At 44.1% G+C, this 17,910-nt stretch carries 13 protein-coding genes; 5 read left to right on the top strand and 8 right to left on the bottom strand.

What is annotated here, in order from left to right:
* Window positions 1-62 precede the first annotated feature (62 nt).
* The 8 genes from LAY57_RS17465 to LAY57_RS17430 all read right to left on the bottom strand — a co-directional run bounded on the left by LAY57_RS17465 (window position 63) and on the right by LAY57_RS17430 (window position 14,390).
* Window positions 63-1,364: a glycosyltransferase family 4 protein gene (locus tag LAY57_RS17465; RefSeq protein WP_249068075.1), complete on the bottom strand. Its 1,302-nt coding sequence runs from the start codon at window positions 1,362-1,364 to the stop codon at window positions 63-65.
* 316 nt (window positions 1,365-1,680) lie between these two features.
* On the bottom strand, window positions 1,681-3,402 hold the full coding sequence (locus tag LAY57_RS17460; protein ID WP_249068074.1) for a glycosyltransferase family 39 protein: 1,722 nt from the start codon (window positions 3,400-3,402) through the stop codon (window positions 1,681-1,683).
* Window positions 3,403-3,485: 83 nt separating this feature from the next.
* Window positions 3,486-4,313 (bottom strand): sulfotransferase family protein, encoded by an 828-nt coding sequence (locus LAY57_RS17455; RefSeq protein WP_249068072.1) that lies wholly within the window; start codon window positions 4,311-4,313, stop codon window positions 3,486-3,488.
* Between the two features lie 46 nt (window positions 4,314-4,359).
* Window positions 4,360-7,926: a glycosyltransferase gene (locus LAY57_RS17450; RefSeq protein WP_249068071.1), complete on the bottom strand. Its 3,567-nt coding sequence runs from the start codon at window positions 7,924-7,926 to the stop codon at window positions 4,360-4,362.
* Window positions 7,923-11,123 (bottom strand): glycosyltransferase, encoded by a 3,201-nt coding sequence (locus LAY57_RS17445; protein WP_249068070.1) that lies wholly within the window; start codon window positions 11,121-11,123, stop codon window positions 7,923-7,925. The genes LAY57_RS17450 and LAY57_RS17445 overlap by 4 nt, the downstream gene beginning before the upstream one ends.
* A 17-nt stretch (window positions 11,124-11,140) precedes the next feature.
* A complete protein-coding gene (locus tag LAY57_RS17440; protein WP_249068069.1) occupies window positions 11,141-12,016 on the bottom strand; it encodes a class I SAM-dependent methyltransferase in 876 nt (291 codons plus the stop codon).
* Window positions 12,017-12,057: 41 nt separating this feature from the next.
* Window positions 12,058-13,470, bottom strand: a complete 1,413-nt coding sequence (locus LAY57_RS17435; RefSeq protein ID WP_249068068.1) for an ABC transporter ATP-binding protein — start codon at window positions 13,468-13,470, stop codon at window positions 12,058-12,060.
* Between the two features lie 74 nt (window positions 13,471-13,544).
* Complete coding sequence (locus LAY57_RS17430; RefSeq protein ID WP_249068066.1) at window positions 13,545-14,390, bottom strand: ABC transporter permease; 846 nt, start codon at window positions 14,388-14,390, stop codon at window positions 13,545-13,547.
* An 8-nt stretch (window positions 14,391-14,398) separates the two neighbouring features.
* On the opposite strand from LAY57_RS17430, the gene LAY57_RS17425 reads away from it, so the two are divergent.
* From LAY57_RS17425 to LAY57_RS17405, 5 genes are all read left to right on the top strand, one after another.
* Window positions 14,399-14,584 carry a hypothetical protein gene (locus LAY57_RS17425; protein ID WP_249068065.1) on the top strand — a complete coding sequence of 62 codons (186 nt, stop codon included), beginning with the start codon at window positions 14,399-14,401 and terminating at the stop codon, window positions 14,582-14,584.
* Between the two features lie 41 nt (window positions 14,585-14,625).
* Window positions 14,626-14,823 (top strand): cytochrome b6f subunit PetP, encoded by a 198-nt coding sequence (petP, locus tag LAY57_RS17420; protein WP_249068064.1) that lies wholly within the window; start codon window positions 14,626-14,628, stop codon window positions 14,821-14,823.
* A 9-nt stretch (window positions 14,824-14,832) separates the two neighbouring features.
* Window positions 14,833-16,002 carry a Get3/ArsA fold putative tail anchor-mediating ATPase NosAFP gene (locus LAY57_RS17415; RefSeq protein ID WP_249068062.1) on the top strand — a complete coding sequence of 390 codons (1,170 nt, stop codon included), beginning with the start codon at window positions 14,833-14,835 and terminating at the stop codon, window positions 16,000-16,002.
* Between the two features lie 295 nt (window positions 16,003-16,297).
* Window positions 16,298-17,362: a chlorophyll synthase ChlG gene (chlG, locus tag LAY57_RS17410; protein WP_249068061.1), complete on the top strand. Its 1,065-nt coding sequence runs from the start codon at window positions 16,298-16,300 to the stop codon at window positions 17,360-17,362.
* A 98-nt stretch (window positions 17,363-17,460) separates the two neighbouring features.
* The gene (locus LAY57_RS17405) at window positions 17,461-17,667 is read left to right on the top strand and encodes a hypothetical protein (RefSeq protein ID WP_420839097.1); all 207 of its coding nucleotides are present in this window, start codon (window positions 17,461-17,463) and stop codon (window positions 17,665-17,667) included.
* The last annotated feature ends 243 nt before the right edge of the window (window positions 17,668-17,910 follow it).

The raw sequence follows: 17,910 nt of genomic DNA, 5'->3' as shown, positions 1-17,910 counted from the left end.
CCCTCCATACGCAAATTATGTGCAATCTTGCCTATAATAGCGAAGATTCTTTACAATCTTTGTCAAGATTTGGTTAAATTTCCCTGCGCCAAGGCAAAATCTTGGGTTTGCAGCCCAAGGCTGGACGCCACCTTCTGTTGTGGTGAGAGGGAACGATTAGCTACGTCTTGAATTAGCTGGATATGGCGGGGCAGCAAGACATCATGGGAATACTGTTCTAAAACTGTTTTCCGAGCCTTTTGGCGGATTTCTGCCATGCGGGTGGGATGATCCAAAACTGCATCGATTTTGTCAGCAATCTGCTTGGGTGAGAAGAAATCGACGAGCAAACCATTTTCGCCACTGCGGATAACTTCGCTCACTGGAGGGGTATCGGAGCCAATCACCACGCATCCGGTAGACATGGCTTCAATCATCGACCAAGATAACACAAATGGCCGAGTTAAATAGATGTGGGCTTTTGACGCCTGAATTACTTTTAGGTATAACCCGTAGGGTAGGGAGCCGACAAAGTGAATTCGGGATAAATCCAGGGGTACTTTCTTGAGCATCTGCTCTTTATAGGTGACGCCATTGGGCAAAGCTTTGCCATAACAGACGCGATCGGCCCCTACCACTACTATATGGCAGTTAGGACGTCTCTCTTGCACGTAGGCAAGGCTTTCAATAAATTCGGGAAAGCCCCGATAAGGCTCCATTCCCCGCCCTACATAAGTGACAATTTCATCAACTTCTGACAAATCTAGATTTGGCAGGATCAGTTTCGCGCCGGGATTCGGTTTAAAGTAGTCGGTATCCACCCCGTCGTGCAGCACAGAAATCTTGCTGTGGAATTCTTGAGGAAACTGGGACTTTTGCCAGTTAGTTGGAGATATTCCCCGGTCACAACTATACAAATCTATCAAAATAGGCGCATTTTTCGTGCGAATTCGCGCCATATCATCCACCGATAACGGGTCAGCTGGGTCAAAGTCAGCATCTGACCCAACGGCATGGTAAAACCACTCGAAATAACACATCAGCTGACTGTTCGGGAAGGCATCCTTCATAAACAGCGTTGGCCCCCAACCGGAATGGCCGTAGATTATGTCTGGAATAAATCCTTCTGCCTTCAGCTGTTCCGCTACCCGAAACATAGCTTGTCCATGCAAAACGCCATTTTCTAGGAAACGGACATAGTGGTGCGTCTCAGCTCTTGCTTCGCGGCTCACCTTGAACAGCACTTTGCGGACGCCAGGAATCTGCCACTCTGGATTTTCGATTTTACAGCCAAAGACCACTTCATTGTTGGGGTCTTGAGCTAAAAGTGTCGCCACGTGGCGAAATTGAGCTGGAAAATTAGGATGCAGGAAAAGAATTCGCATGGGCTAGGGGAAGAGAGGGGCTAGGGGCTAGGGGCTAGGGAAGAGGGAAGAGGGAAGAGGGAAGAGGGAAGAGGGAAGAGGGAAGAAGGGCGGGTGCGGTGCGATAATACCCCTTTTTCTTGAAGAATAGTAGGTTGGGTTGAGGCAACAAAACCCAACCTACTTTATTTCTTTCTTATATAGCAACCGCCAGGGCGATTAAGTAGGGGCGGGGTTACCTTTAGTCCATAATCCCTTACTTCGTCAAGCTTTTTCCTCTTCCCTCTTCCCTAGTCCCTAGCCCCTAGCCCCTAGTCCCTAGCTATATTACTATTCATCAGCGTTTCGCTAATTTCCAGAGCCAGATTTCGCTTGAGCGGGAAATTGGCTCCAGGTAATCGAAAACTGGCGGTGACTGGTAAACCGTTTCTATTTTATAGTTACCTTGTTTCCAGTGTCGAGATTTTAATTTTTCTGAAGGTCGGTATAAAAACACATCGCTGAAGCCATCGGGAATCTGGGTTATATCTTTTTCAGCCACAAACTGAATCTTTGCTTTTGGATTAAGCAAATAGCTGAGAGACAGGACTCTTGGGACATAACCGCTACTGATCGCAAGTGGACGTTGATGCTGGTTAATAATGCCAGCTACTTGAGGATTGTAATAGCTTCCGTATTTACTCCACCAAGATTCTGCTTGAGAGCTAATAGCACATGATATAACACCACCAGATATTAGCACAAGCGCGATAAAACGCCACAATAGACGACGCTTTTCGCTCGTTATTCGCCCTGTAAAGCCACCCTCCATAAGAGGCTGAGCCTCTACATTGTCGTGAGGTAGAGCCTGGTCACGACAATGTTTGCTCCCCCTTTTTAAGGGGGGGGTGGGGGGGATCTCCTGGTAAGACATCAAACTATAAATAGTATAAGCAACTGCGATTTGAATCCCTAAATAACAGGGAACAAGGTAACGACTTACACTTGAACGGATGCCCCCAAAAATTAAATCTGGCAAGATCGCAGCTAGCCCTGTTACTCCCATCAAAGTCAAAATAAATAACCAAACTCTCTTTGGAGTTTTCCGGCAGATAAAATAAATGCTATATACTACCAAAATTGCCAGCGTTACTACCAAAATCACCCGGATAATACCTGCTATTGGATTGCCAAATTCTACAATTCTACCCTGACTATCTAGATCGATGAAAGCACGGCTGAGATTAAAACCCCACATTTGAAATAAAGATGGCAGCGACACTTTTTCTTGGAAGTGGCTAGTTGTGCTTTGAATAGTCGATAAGTTATTAGCGACAACAAACAGCCAAGGTGTAAATGTTATCAATCCAAAGCCAGATGCCAGTAAGAAGGCAGTTCGCGTTTTAGTCCACTGCCAGCCTTCGTTAGCAAATACATAAATTCCCTGTCCGATTAGAATTAGCACAGAAAATAAGTAAGTATATAATAAAATTGGCAAAGTGGCTGCATAAATTACCCAACTTAATTTTGTTTTAAGGCATAAGGCTCGCAGCAGCAACCAACTGGATAACAAAATGGTCACACTCCACAAGCTGTACTCTCGAACTTCCTGAGCATAAAGCACATGGAAAGGCGAAACTGCTACCATTGCTACTGTTACCCAAGCGATCGGCGTTGAGTTAAATAATTCCCAGCACAACCAATAAAGGCAAGGAAATACAAATAAACTAATTAGAGCGGGCAAACTTCTTTTTATTGCCAGGTCAGAACCCAACCACTTTTCCCAAAAATATGCCATTATGTAATATAATGGCGGGTGCTGAGAATCTTCAAGTGCTAAAGATTTAATAGTATCGGTTACACCTCTGTTTCGATGGGGTTGCTGATATTCCTGCAATTCTTCGATGCTTTTTGGCTTACCATCAAAGAGTTCCTGAGTCGCTTCTGTAAGGGTGTAACCAGCAATACGGAATGAGGTATATACTTCATCGCCCCAGTAAACTTTTTTGTCCAAATTTACGAAGCGAAAAAAGATGCCTAGCACTAAGATGGCGATGATTAAGAAATAGGACTTACGCAATCGCCCCCCTAGCCCCCCAAATCTGGGGGGAATGAGGAGGGTAGCACCCCAGATTTGTGGGGCTAGGGAGCAAAACCTTAGTTTTATATCCAATCAAAATTTGTGCCAAAATACTCTTCTAATTTTTGGTTATAAGGTTGGAAATATGCTTTTAGTTGAAGCCGTGTTGCTTCGCTAATTTCTGTTTCCAGGTAATCACCAACATTGAGTTTGTCATACTTATCGAGTTTATGAGAGGGGAGATTTAAAAAATCAAATGCTTTATTCAAGATGACTGCTGGGTTGTCGTAAAAATCTTCGCTTTTTAGAATCAAAAACTGTTCTCTGGGGAAAAAATTCATCCAAGTTGTGAGTTGTTCGATGTAGGTTCCCCTAGATAGGTAGGAATAGTGCTGATGGTTGAAGCTGTAGTAAGTTTCACAGGCGAGGATTTTTTCGATTTCGCCTTTGAGTCGGAATTCTTCTTGTGCTAGAGCATCCTCGATCGACAGATACTCTACACCTAGCCTTATTTCATGATTGTAGTGCGAAATTGCCCTAGCCACGGGATCTCTCAGCAGCACAATCAGTTTCACTTGGGGGAACAATTGGTAAAGGCGTTGGGGAACTGAAGGATGAAAGATATAATAAGGACTTGCTTCACCAGTGATAAACCCCGGAAAATTATCTTGCTCATCCGCGATAGATTCCTCAGCTGACTGCGAGACATACTTGGCAAATCTGGGAAATTGATCTCGATACCAATCAACGCCTTTGTGAAAGTTTAAGTCAAAAAAATGCACCTCTTTTTTTTCGGCGGGGACAATCTGGGGATGGCGAACTAGATAGCTATAAAAGGATGTAGTTCCACACCTTTGGGCTCCAATAATAAGGAAGTCTGGTTGTCGTTCTTTTTGATATATTTTTGCCATACAAATCTTTACTTCCTTTGCACCACAATTACTGCTCTCTTTACTGCTATTTTAATGCTACTTGCTTCGTTAGCAAAAGCTGTCTTCGGAGTAAGTCTGCTTCGTCAAACATTCTCGATACTTTCGCATAAGCATTACTAGCCATACGAGCCGATACTTCTGGGTTTTCCAAACAGTTTTGAATTGCATCAGCTAAAGCTTTGGAATTCCCCGGTTCAACTAAGTATGCTTCATAGCGATCGCTAATCATTTCGGGAATCCCAAACACATTGGTACTAACAATTTTTAACTCGAATGCCATTGCTTCTAATATCACTCTAGGGAACGACTCTTCAAAACTTGAACAAACGAAAATATCGCTGAAAGCGAAAAAGTCATAAACATCTGTGGTTTGATCGTAAATGTACATATTTTCCAACTTGTATTTTCGGATTTGGTGCTGCAAGAAGTTATAATAGCTAATCACTCTGCCGCCAACGATCGCACAAGATAAGTTAAAATTTCTCTCAGAGTATTGAGCCTCTAACTCTTTAATTGCTTCTATGAAAATATGTTGTCCTTTTCTTTCGCAAATCGTTCCCACCACAGTTAAAACTACGTCATTTTCATTGATGCCATATTTAGCACGCAATTCAGATTTGCTATAGGATTGGCGAAAGTGATTGATTTTGTCTATAGGAACTGCGCCGGGTATGGTTCGGAAATTATCTTTAACGTTTAACGATTGAAACACATTCTGTGTAGCTTTAGCTTGGAATACTACTTGATTGGTATTTAAGAAACAATCTTTCAGCAATCGCGGCATTGACTCTTCGCAAGCTTCACCAAAAAAGTTCTTAATACTTTTATCTAGAGTTGCACTTTCATGGATATGCCATATAGTTGGCAAGCCAAATAAACGCGCCAATTCCACGCCCCAAAAGCTAATCAAGGTGTTACATACCACCAAGTCAAATGAAGCTAAGTCTATGCGATCGCCTAATTCTTTTAATCGGCTACGAAACTGCTCTATTGTTTCATTTGGGAACGGTACTTGTTTGGAGACAATTTTAACGGGGATATTCAAATTTTCATAAGCTTCTCGTAACAGACCGTCTTCAGGAGATAGAACGTTAACTTGATAGTTGCCAACCGTAGCAAAATGGCGGGCATAATTGTAAACAATTAGGGTAGCACCTTCCAGGTTTAAGTTGTGGGTAAGTACAAGTACTTTTAATTTAGATGCTCGTTCGGTGTGGCAATAATGATATGGATTTACAGCCATCCACATGGAATCAATATCTAAGCTTTCATTAAAAAATGGATCTTTAAAGTCTTTGTATTTAGCTAAAAAGTTCAAATGTTCTTGATAGTTATGATCGTTGCCTCTAGATGCGCTCGTTAGGTGAATTAAGCTCGCTTGGGGTGTGTAGACAATACGTTTGCCTAATTGCATGACGCGCAGACAGTAATCCACATCGTTGTACTGAACGGCGAAATTTTCTTCGTCAAACCCACCTATTTCTCGATATAAAGCTGTTGAGGTTAGAAGACAAGCGCCTGTGACTGCTGACACATTGCGTGCTGCATGGGGTAAACAAATATAACCTACTTCTTCTTTTGGTAGATGATGAAATAGATGATCGGCAAGTCCGTTATGTGGCCCGATGACAACGCCTGCGTGCTGAATAGTGCGATCGGGATAAAAAAGTCTAGCTCCTACTATTTCGACACCATCTATTGACATCCAGCCTACCATATCTTCTAACCAGCCTGGGGCGATCGCTTCTATATCATTATTGAGATGAAGCATATAGGGTGTGTCAACGTAGCTGGCAGCTAGGTTCATCAAGCGAGCATAGTTGAAGGAGCCGTTGGTTCGTCCTGAGTTGATAACTCGGCATTGCAGGACTTGATTTTGTACTAATTTTTTGAAATATTCGTGAGTTTTTTGTTCCCTAGAACCATCGTCAATTATTAATAACTTGACGTAACGCTTATCAACGGTTCTTTCTAAACTGGCTACACATTTTTCTAGGAGTTCTACTTTGTCTCTTGTGGGGATGGCAATGGTGACAGGATTTTGAGCCAGTAAGCTTTCGTCCCACTTAAGCTGGTACAAACATAAACCGTGCTTTTCTGCAATATCGGGCAAAAATGGCTTGGCTTTGAGACCGCGACGTGCTAGAGCATCTGTTATGCCGCGATCGGCGCTATCGAAAATGTAGCGCTTTTGAGTACCGTGAGAAGCGGTACTTTCAGCATGACATCGCCAGTGATAACAAACTTTGGGAATGTGTTTAACTTTATCTGGGGTGGTATGTTCGCTTACCCGTAAAAATAAATCGAGATCCTGCGCCCCTTCATATCCTTTTCGCATCCGCCCAACTTTATCTACTAAGGTCTTTCGGATCGCAGTAAAGTGTTGAGTAAAATTATGGGTGAGCATCATTTCTGGACTCCACTTACCCTTCATCTGGGGGTCGTACCTGCGCCCAGTTAGATCTATTTTATCTTCATCGGTGTAAATCCAATCGATATCTGGATTCTTGGTAATACATTCAGCAATGTGTAATAGGGCATCTGGTGACAGGATGTCATCATGATCTAAGAAGGCAACGTATTCACCTGTAGCTAAATCTAAGGCTGAGTTTGTAGCTTCTACAATGTGACCGTTTTGGGGCCGAAAATTTACTTTGATTCGTGAGTCTGATGCTTGTGCTTGTTCGAGAATGCTTTTGACATGAGGTTTAGAGGAGGCATCGTCAGCTAAACAAAGTTCCCAATTGGGATAAATTTGGGAGGTGACTGAATCGATCATCTCCGTCAAAAATAGCTCTGATGTATTGTAAACAGGAACAATAATGCTGATTTTGGGGTTGTTATTTTTAAGCTTTTCGGCATCTTCTGCCATGCGTGTCAAAAGCTTTGGTGTGAGGCGGTTTGTCTCAATCCATCTTTGATATGGATCTTGCATCTGCCAGGGATGAGTTACGTGGAAATTTTCTAGTTCGACATTTGGATCGGCTTGTATTTGTTGGTAGTAACGACGTAGTTTGCGAACCCACACAACAGGAGAGGGTGACAAGCGTCCGTGCTGGTATGCGGCTATTGCTTTGAGTGCTGCTCCATAAATAAAAGTATAGGGGTTTAAGCGTTTAATTTGGGTTGGGATAGAGGTTTTAACTGTGACTCGGCGAGTAAAACAACAAGTTTTTTCCCCATTTTCAAGTACTGCCCAAATGGTGAGCGTGAGATTTCCGGCGTAGTTAGGGCCTAAAAGGATATTCCATCTAAAGCCAGATAAAGCGGCATTTGGCAGATCTGGAAATACTTGAGCGACATCAGGCCGAGGCAGGTCGTAGGTTATGGTTTCTTCTGGTAAGTTGTCGATGGCTAATAGGAGGGATTCGATGCGCGAATTTCTGCTACTAAGCCAGCCAAAAACAATCAGCGTGCCGTTTATATTAATTTCATTAATAGTGGGAGAGTCGAGACAACCCAGTAAGTCGCCAGTTGGAACTATTTCCTGGAATAAGTCATTTTCTTGAAGAATATTTGCTTGAGTTCCTCTTAATAGGTTTAAGTTGGCGTTCCGAACAAATTCTGTTATATGACTAACAATTTTTTTCATTGTTTCTCAATATTGTTGCTAAAACCAATTGCTTGCTTGAATCGAACCCATGCTTTTCTCAATTTCCAAAATTTACTGCTCTCCATTTGGTTAATAATGGCTTGCGTCTGTTGGTGTTCTGCTTGAACGATTTGGAGTTGATTTTGCGATCGCTCCCACTCTGCCTGCATCTGTTGTAACTGGGATTGCGATCGCTCCCACTCTGCCTGCATCTGTTGTAACTGGGATTGCGATCGCTCCCACTCTACTTGCATCTGTTGTAACTGGGATTGGGACTGCTGCGCTTGTTGCTGCGCTTGCTCCCAGGCAGTTTGGATGAGATCCACTTGCTGCTGGGTTTGCTCCCAGGCAGTTTGGATGTGCTGTGTTTGTTGCTGGGTTTGCTCCCAGGCAGTTTGGATGTGCTGTGTTTGTTGCTGGGTTTGCTCCCAGGCAGTTTGGATGTGCTGTGTTTGTTGTTGGGTTTGCTCCCAGGCACCTTGAATGTGCTGTACCTCCGACTGCGTTTGCTCCCAGACAGTTTGGATGTGCTGCGCTTGTTGCTGGGTTTGCTCCCAGGCACCTTGAATGTACTGTGTTTGTTGCTGTACTTTCTGCCACTCGGTGCGAGTTAGCTGTAGTTCCGACTGCGATCGCTCCCACTCGACTTGAGTTAGCTGCACTTTCTCCTGCGCTTGGTTCCAGGCAGTTTGGATGCGCTTTGCTTCTGATTGTGTAGTCTCCCACTCGACTTGAGTTAGCTCTAATTGCTGCTCTGCTTGGTTCCAGGCAGTTTGGATGCGCTTTGCTTCTGATTGTGTAGTCTCCCACTCGGCCTGAGTTAGCTCTAATTGCTGCTCTGCTTGGTTCCAGGCAGTTTGGATGCGCTGTGCTTCTGATTGTGTAGTCTCCCACTCGGCTTGAGTTAGCTGTAATTGCTGCTCTGCTCGCTCCCACTCGGCTTGAGTTAGCTGGACTTGCTGCTCTGCTTCCTCCCAAGCAGTTTGGATGCGCTTTGCTTCTGACTGTGCTTCCTCCCAAGCAGTTTGGATGCGCTTTGCTTCTTTTTGCGATCGCTCCTGGGATTGTTCCAACTCAGCCTGAGTTCGCTTTAATTGCTCCTGAGATTTTTCCCAGGCATTTCGGATTTCCTCTACCTCCAACTGTGCGAAGTCCCACTCGGAGTGAGTTAACCGCAGTTGCTCTTGGGATTCTGACCAGGCGCTGCGGATGTGTTCTACTTCCGACTGCGCTTCCTCCCAAGCAGTTTGGATGCGCCGGAGTTCGGATTGCGATCGCTCAGATGCGGCATAAGCTATTTGCACTTCTTTCTGTGCTTCCTTCCAAGCCGATTCGATCCGCTGCACTTCCGACTGCGCTTGCTCCCAAGCCGATTGAATGCGCTGTACTTGCTCCTGCGATTCTGACCACGCCGATTGAATGCGCTCTAGCTCTGACTGCGATTCTTCAAATGCTGCCTGCGTTTTTTGCAGTTCCATTTCCATTCCTTCATAACGGATCTGCTCCTTTAACAAAGCAGAGTCTTTTTCTGCCAAAATGCTGGCAAAGTTAGTTTTATAAATCTCTAAATGCTTGGCACATATATAATTTACTAACCTGGCATGATTCTCCGGTATTCGGCACAAACTCACCATTGAGTCAGATCTTACCCGATAATCAAATAATACTTCACGAACATGATAAAATTTCCACCCTTTTTCTACAGACCCCAGCCAAAAATCCCAGTCTTCATATCCCATTTTCCCCGGTATTTTTGAGTCATAACCCCCGCAATCTGACCATACTTCCTTCCGGTAAACAGCACAAGCGTCAATATAGTTTCTCGCCGCCAGCTTGTTTATATTGAATTCGGGAACTTCCCAAATCCCCGTTTTCTCTCCAAAAAATTCCGCGTCTCCGTAAACTACCCCTATTTCAGGATATTTATCCAGTATTTCAATTGCCTTTGTCAAATATTTCGCTCTAATTTTATTATCCGAATCCAAAGGCAAAATATATCGACCTCTTGCCTTCTTTACACCAGTATTTCTAGCCTCAGCCAGTCCTTGATTGCTTTGATGTTCTATAATATGATACCCGTTTTCTTTTAAATAATTTAAAACCTTTAATGTCAGTTTTTCGGTTGAGCAATCATTAATAATTAATATCTCGTAAATACGATCTTGACAACTCTGTACACTAGAAATAGCTTCTAGGATAAACTCGCCTTGATTAAAGCAAGGAATAACAACCGATACCGCTATCTCATTTTCATATTCATTTACCACGCTCATCTCCTTGACAATTGTTTCATTCTGCTCTAACGAAGTTGACTTCAAAGACTCTGAAATTGTGCCCCGATCTAAGAAATTTGCAAATGCCGACTTAACGGTCAATCTACTATGGGACAATTCTGCGATCGCTTTCACAGAAAAGCCGCTGGGTATATCGGCAACCTCATCCAATTCTGCTAACAATGAAGAATATTGGTTACTACCACTATATAACTTTTTAACAACAAAAGCATCCCATGCTAATGTTGTAAACATTTGCTGTTCGTATACTTCTTTAAATTCACTCTCCTTGTATGTATTTACAAAATTTATCTTTAACTTATTTTTAATTAATTCTATCAGCTTTTCTGGCTCTTCTAGCCAAGCATTTATATTAAAAAGAATGCAACGCTCCGAATGCTTTTTGTAAAAATCCAGTAAATGATTGTTGTAATAAGCCCAAATCCTTAAAGCATAATCAGGATGTTCGTCAAAAACTCTTTCATTCAGACGACTAATAGAGTCCGCCACATCCCAGGGAAACCGATAAACTAGCAAGTATTTTGCTTCGGGAAGTACCTTGTTCCAAAATTCAAGCATTAGAGTGGTACGAGGGTCTTTCCAACCCCAAATACTAAAGTTTTGCTGGCGGCGATTAATTAAATTCCGTGCATTTTCAATATAATTTTCAAACTTACTGCAATCCAACTTCTCACTTTCTGTCCAACCCCAATCATGCCATCCCGCTTCGTCAGGAGGACAGCTATTTTGCAAAACAGAACGTTGGAATTCTAAAAAGTCAATTTCTTCAAAGTAGCCTTTGAGGTTACGATCATCCGCATTCAAAAAATTGTTGCCTAAATTAACTCCGATCGCTTTTATAAATGAAGCAGTCAGAGAAGTGCCAGAGCGGTGCATTCCAGTTATTATCAGCGGTTGAGACATTTCTAACAACCTGGATTTTATAGTTCTAACTCTTCTTTTTCTGGCCATCTTTCCTGTGCTATTTTATTTGCTATTGGTGACGAAATGATGTTTTGTCGTTCCCCTTTAATTCCCATAAATGTGTTTCTGTCAGCTTCTTTTTTCTGTCTCATTATTTCATATTTTATCACCGCTGGATTATGACATTCATAAACTGACGTAAAGCCTACTTCTGATAATAAATTATACAGGGAAGGACGGGTCGGCCAAAAACTTGTTAAGTTGTCCAATGATGCCCACAATAATTTATTCTTTTCCTCCGGTGTTGAATTATCATTATGCTCTAAATATGAACAACCCCAATATTTTTGCTCTTTGTAAATATAGCATTTTTCTGCCGACATACTTACATGAGTATCTAAGATTACCACTTTTTTGCAGACATCTGCTATTTTATCCAGAAATGAAAAAACGTCTGGCGCATCCAAGTGGTAAAGTATACCGATGCACAATACTACATCGAAACAGCCGTACTTTTCCCGACTGAGATTGCGTACATCGTCTTGGACAAGCTGAAGGTTGTGTAGAGAAAGGACATCCTTGACAAATCGCGCTTTCTCAATATTCGCTTCTCTGCCTTCTATGGCGACTACTTCAGCGCCGTGGAGTGCCAGTTCTATTCCATATAACCCCTCCAGACACGCCAAGTCCAGAACGCGCAGCTTTTCAAAAGGCCGATAGACTATATCTGCGATCGCTTGCAAGATCCGTCTTAATTTTACTTCAGCGCCGGTGATTTGTTGACCGATCGTGTAAATATCCTCATCCAGATGGATGTTGTGGTTAGTCCATTCACCGAATTTATTTGTGATTTCACGTTTTCTATACTCGATCGCTTCAATCTCCATGTGCATTAACCCTAATTTAACTAAACGAAGCTAGTGCAAAAGGAGCTTCAAAAAACGTTAATTTCTTGATGTTTTTCGATCAAATCAGCATTGATAGTTAAACTTGGCTCAATCATCAAGTCAACTATACCACTAGCGTAGGAATTAGTTTCGGGTTGGACTCTAAACATCGCCACATCAATATGTCTGGCAAGATACGTAAAATGTCCGTCAACTAACCCTGTAACACCTGCATTTAAAAAGTAAACGCCTGGATTAAGCAGACATTTGAAGGGGAATTTTACTATTACTATCGTCTCCGGTTCAATGTCGTTAATACATTGAGACGATGCCGTAAAAGAAGCGCCTCCAAGTTCCAATCCAGACACGGTTTTAACCAGCATACCAAACCGAACTTGTTGAGCGTGTTTGAGAAAAGCAACTGAGTAAGTGTAAATGTACTCTTTCCGTCCAACCAGATGATTCACCACTTTTCCATCAGGCATGGTTATATGAGGATTAGTAATTTTAGCTCCACGAGGCACATAAGAAATTGTGTTGGTGGGAACCAACTCCGGGTCGTAAAATTCTCGTATTTCTTGTGGTTCTGGTTCCTCGTTTGCTGGATCGTTGGAAACAGTTACTATTGATTTGTTTTCGACAACAGAAACGTGCTGTTTGAATGAATCATAACTAACACTTCTTTGCAGATCCCGTATTTCTTCGCGTAACTCCGGCGCTTTATCTTCCGGCGCATACATCAGTTTATGATATTTATCGACAACAAACTTAGGATGGTGAAAGAGGAGTTTTTCGCCTCTATCCATCAAGATAGCGGCATCGCAGATTTCTATAACCGAAGTAGCTGAGTGAGAAACAAACAGAATTGTTCCACCTCTAGCTCTGATTGATTGAATGCGAGCGAAGCATTTACGCTGAAAAGCTTCATCGCCAACGGAGAGAGCTTCATCTACTACGAGAATATCTGGATCGACGCTAGTGGAAACTGCAAACGCCAACCTTACGAACATTCCGCTGGAATAAGTTTTGACAGGGTGATCGAGAAAATCGCCAATATCTGCAAAGGCAACAATTTCATCAAACTTCGCTTCAATTTCCTTTTGGCTCAACCCCATTAACCGACCGTTAAAAAACACATTTTGCCTGCCGGTAAATTCTGGGTTAAATCCGCTACCTAGCTCCAGCAATGCGGCTATTCTGCCGTTTACCCCCACTTTACCTGTCGTTGGTGTCAGGGTGCCTACGATAATTTGGAGGAGAGTACTTTTTCCAGAACCGTTACGTCCGACAATTCCCAAGGTTTGTCCTTTGGGAACTTCCAGGTTCATGTCTCGCAGTGCCCAAAATTCATTGGCTTTGCTTTTTCCTGGCAGTAATAAATCTTTCAACCGATCGGCGGGACGAGTATAGCACTTAAAGCACTTGGAGATATTGCTGAGAGAAATTGCTATTTCAGTCATGGCACTGCTGTTTAAATGACAAACGATTGAGTTGACAAGTGGGGTTTTTAGTGGAGGTTTTTTTGGATTAAAATTTAAAGTACATCAGCAAATGCCGGACGCAATCGCCGGTAAACTTGTAAGCCGCCATAGAACACCACTAAAGAGACGAAAGAAGCTATGCCCCATTCTTGCCAGTGCTTCACGTTGCCTTCTAAGATGAGGTCACGATAAGTTTCGGCGATCGCAGTCATGGGATTCAACCAAAATACCCAAATACGCCATTGTGCTGGAATTAGGGAAGCAGGGTAGACGATCGGAGTCAGGTAAAACCACAAATTTGTAACTACCGACAAGGTTTGGGGTATATCCCGCAGAAATACAGTTAGCCCTGCTACTAAATAACTTAAACCTGCTGTTAAAAGCAACTGGGGCAACCAGACCAGCGGCAGTAACAAAAGGGTACTGTGAATGGTATGGGTTGTTATCCCAACTAACAAAATCAACCCCATTATCCCGATCGTACTTTCCACAAAGGCGGAAAACACTGGCACCAAAGGCAACAGCGCCAAGGGAAACACCACCTTTTTTACCAGATTGGGTTGGCTGAGTACGGAAACTGCTGCTGGTAACAAACCACTGATGAATGCAGTCCAAGGCAGCAATCCCGCAAATATCCACAGACCAAAGGTTAACTTATTTTCTGGCAATCCTTGCAGGCTGAGTTTAACTCTGAGAACGATCGCAAAAACGTAAGTATAAATCAGTAATTGGGATAATTGGTTCAGTAACGGCCAAAAATTGCCCAAAACAGCGCCTTTATATCGAGCCTCTAAGTCTCGCAGTACCAACGCTTTTAGGAGATCCAACTTAGCGCACCACGGGTTATTGGGCGGCAAATTGCGGTAAAATCTCCCAGCTTGACTAACAACTCCTCTCATCTGAAGCAATGCTTGCTCCCACGTTCACTACCAACACACCAAAAGACGCAAAAGGTCTTAAGTTAAGATTTTATTCATATTTTGGCAATTTGGGTAAAAAGTTTATTCTGGATGATTGGTCAGTGGAAGAAGAAAGGTTACTCACTCCCCCACTCCCCCACTCCCCCACTCCCTCTCTTCCCCCGACGCCCTAACTCCATATAGACTGTGGAATGGTTCATAGATTGGAGTTGCAATGGAAATCGGTCAAACAGTCCGCGTGCGTCGTCTTCGGGATCGTGCGCCTGCAAATGTGATTGGATGCCTGGGTAAGACTGGCGTCATTCAGGGATACAAAATGGTAGATGGCAGCGGTGTGGGAGTGGTTGTAAAGTTTGAGGATAAGTTTGCTACCTGGTTCTTTGAAGACGAACTAGAACCCGTAAACGCTTAAGGAAGAGTAATGTCCCTGATTTTGACATTTTTGGGCAAGGGTGGCACTGGTCGCACTACAGTGGCGATCGCAGCTGCCAAACAGCTAGCTAGTCAAGGAAAGCGCGTGCTGCTGGCCGGACAGGGCACTGACCCGGTACTGAGCTTAATTTTAGGTGCTACGCTTGGCCCCGACCCCCAGGAACTAGCGACTAATTTCCAGGGGGTGCAGTTCCAGACAGCCCAACTGCTGGAACGCAGTTGGGAAGAGATTAAACAGCTGGAAGCGCAATACCTCCGCACGCCGATCGTCAAAGAGGTATTCGGTCAAGAGTTGGGCGTCCTGCCGGGGATGGATAGTGCGTTGGCGTTAAACGCCCTTCGGGAGTACGATACTTCCGGCAAATACGATGCAATTGTCTATGACGGAACGGGCGACCAAACGATGCTGCGGATGCTGGGAATGCCGGAGATTGTCAGCTGGTACATCCGCCGCTTTCGGAATTTATTTCTTAATTCCGACTTGGGTAAAACTGTATCGCCGTTTATCCAACCCGTCGCCAGCGCTGTTTTAAACGTGAATTGGGGCGAGGATAACTTCGCTCAACCCACTAACCAGGTCAACAATTTGTTAGACCAAGGCAAGGACGCTGTTGCCAATCCCAATCGCATGGCGGCTTATCTGGTGACGACAGGCGACCCAACGGCTGTAGCGACTGCCAAATATCTGTGGGGTAGCGCTCAACAAATCGGTTTAACGGTTGGCGGCGTGATTCTCAATCAAGCGACAATGGCAGATACCGTGGCAGCTGAGGTTGCCCAAAACCTGGCGCAGGTTTACGAGACATTCGATCGCGAAACAGCTGCTATCGACATCGTTACCGCTGAGTTTGCCCCTCTATCTGCGATCGCCATTCCCACCCGCACCGGGGGCGACTGGCAACCCCTAATCAACGCTATGCCAGATTTCCGTCAAGCCTATCGGGCTCCCAAACCCATAGAAATTGACATTCCGGCTCGCCAAGTCAGGTTATTCTTGCCCGGTTTTGACAAAAAGCAGGTTAAACTCACCCAGAACGGCCCAGAAGTCACCATCGAAGCGGGCGACCAGCGACGCAATATTTTCCTTCCTCCCCAGCTGAGCGGCCAATCCGTCAAGGGAGCCAAATTCCAAAATAGTTATTTAACTATTTCCTTCTAGTAACGCAAGTTGCTAGTTATTAATTTTCAGGGATTTTTAAGGTTGTAGGGTGCGTCAGACCCCAAAATTTGGCATATAATCGCTAATTTTCTCGCTCTGACATACCCTACTTAATATAACTAGCAACTTGCGTTAGTAAGAGACTTTGGTCATTGTTCATGGGAAAAGGGAAGATTTTAGATTGCAGATTTCAAATTTATTTTGAATTGAAAATCTTCCCTTTTTAAATCTGAAATTAATCATCGATCGACGGAAAATTAAATCCAAAATCTAAAATCCAAAATCCAAAATTGATATGTCTGACCCGACTCCCTCCCAGTTTTCCACAGACCCCGAAACCCTTACTCAAGATCTGGCAGAACCGACATCTGTGGAGGTAAATCCCAGTATTGAGGCTCCTATAGCTGCCAGCAGTGGTGCTAGAACGCGACAGATGCTGGGTATGAAAGGTGCCGCAGCTGGGGAAACCAACATTTGGAAAATCCGGCTGCAACTGATGAAGCCAATTACCTGGATTCCCCTAATTTGGGGCGTCGTTTGCGGTGCGGCTTCCTCTGGCAACTACACCTGGACGCTGGAAAATGTGCTGATAGCAGCCGCTTGTATGTTGATGTCAGGACCATTGCTGACGGGTTATACCCAAACTGTGAATGATTTCTACGACAAGGATCTTGACGCGATTAACGAACCCTATCGTCCGATTCCTTCAGGGGCAATTGCTATTCCCCAAGTGGTGACGCAGATTTGGGTGTTGTTACTCGCTGGTATTGGCGTGGCATTTCTCCTAGATTTGTGGGCTGGTCACAGTTTTCCCACGATCGCAGTTCTAGCTTTGGGCGGTTCGTTTATATCGTACATTTATTCGGCTCCACCCCTGAAGTTGAAAAAAAATGGCTGGCTGGGCAATTATGCTTTGGGTGCCAGTTACATTGCTTTGCCTTGGTGGGCGGGTCACGCTTTGTTTGGCGACCTCAATGCCACGATCGTTGTTCTGACGCTGTTATATAGTTTGGCAGGATTGGGAATTGCGATCGTCAATGACTTCAAAAGTGTGGACGGAGACAGGCAGTTAGGTTTGCAGTCGCTTCCGGTGATGTTTGGCGTCACCACAGCGGCTTGGATTTGTGTGGTGATGATCGATGTGTTTCAAGCTGCGATCGCAGTTTACTTGATCGCCATTCACCAAAACTTATACGCTACAATTCTGCTGCTGCTAGTTATCCCGCAGATCACTTTTCAGGATATGTACTTCCTGCGCGATCCTCTGAAAAATGATGTAAAGTATCAGGCAAGTGCCCAGCCTTTTCTGGTTTTAGGAATGCTGGTAGCAGGTTTGGCTTTAGGGCACGCTGGCGTTTAACTGAATCGAGAGTTGTCGTGTTCCAACTGCTGTACCCGCTAATACATTCTCTCCAACCTTTTTTGGTGCCGATTTGCTTTGTCTTGGCCTGGGGATTTATGCTTCTTTTAGCTTGGAATCTCTGGTCGGCATTCTCCCATAGCGTCACCAGGGCTAAGCGTATGCACCAAATCCCCTGCCCTGGGTGTCGGTTTTTCACTAATGACTATCGTCTCAAGTGTACGGTACGTCCCGGTGTTGCCAATTCTGAGGATGCGATCGACTGTCCCGATTATTGCCCGAAAACTAATTCTTTCTACTATTGACTTAAGGCTTTTGCAGCAGGTATTGATTGCGCTTTAGCGCTATAAGAGCGCTAAAGCGCAACCAATATTCATTATTCATTCGGAACAAGAACTATAGCAACCGACGAAAGGCGGTTAGGGCAACTCCAACTCTTACCTCTGGTTCATAATCCCTGATTGTCGTAAGCTCTTCCCTCTTCCCTCTTCCCTCTTCCCTCTTCCCTCTTCCCTCTTCCCTCTTCCCTCTTCCCTCTTCCCTCTTCC

Source organism: Argonema antarcticum A004/B2, assembly GCF_023333585.1.
Taxonomy (GTDB): Bacteria; Cyanobacteriota; Cyanobacteriia; order Cyanobacteriales; family Aerosakkonemataceae; genus Argonema; species Argonema antarcticum.
The sequence above is the reverse complement of the archived record's forward strand: the minus strand, read 5'-3'. Positions and strand labels throughout refer to the sequence as shown.

Bases quoted from the DNA above. Each gene is read 5' to 3' on its own strand.
- LAY57_RS17465 (WP_249068075.1), bottom strand. From the start codon at position 1,364: ATGCGAATTCTTTTCCTGCATCCTAATTTTCCAGCTCAATTTCGCCAC.
- LAY57_RS17455 (WP_249068072.1), bottom strand. From the start codon at position 4,313: ATGGCAAAAATATATCAAAAAGAACGACAACCAGACTTCCTTATTATT.
- LAY57_RS17450 (WP_249068071.1), bottom strand. From the start codon at position 7,926: ATGAAAAAAATTGTTAGTCATATAACAGAATTTGTTCGGAACGCCAAC.
- LAY57_RS17445 (WP_249068070.1), bottom strand. From the start codon at position 11,123: ATGTCTCAACCGCTGATAATAACTGGAATGCACCGCTCTGGCACTTCT.
- LAY57_RS17440 (WP_249068069.1), bottom strand. From the start codon at position 12,016: ATGCACATGGAGATTGAAGCGATCGAGTATAGAAAACGTGAAATCACA.
- LAY57_RS17435 (WP_249068068.1), bottom strand. From the start codon at position 13,470: ATGACTGAAATAGCAATTTCTCTCAGCAATATCTCCAAGTGCTTTAAG.
- LAY57_RS17430 (WP_249068066.1), bottom strand. From the start codon at position 14,390: ATGAGAGGAGTTGTTAGTCAAGCTGGGAGATTTTACCGCAATTTGCCG.
- LAY57_RS17425 (WP_249068065.1), top strand. From the start codon at position 14,399: ATGCTTGCTCCCACGTTCACTACCAACACACCAAAAGACGCAAAAGGT.
- petP (WP_249068064.1), top strand. From the start codon at position 14,626: ATGGAAATCGGTCAAACAGTCCGCGTGCGTCGTCTTCGGGATCGTGCG.
- LAY57_RS17415 (WP_249068062.1), top strand. From the start codon at position 14,833: ATGTCCCTGATTTTGACATTTTTGGGCAAGGGTGGCACTGGTCGCACT.
- chlG (WP_249068061.1), top strand. From the start codon at position 16,298: ATGTCTGACCCGACTCCCTCCCAGTTTTCCACAGACCCCGAAACCCTT.
- LAY57_RS17405 (WP_420839097.1), top strand. From the start codon at position 17,461: ATGCTTCTTTTAGCTTGGAATCTCTGGTCGGCATTCTCCCATAGCGTC.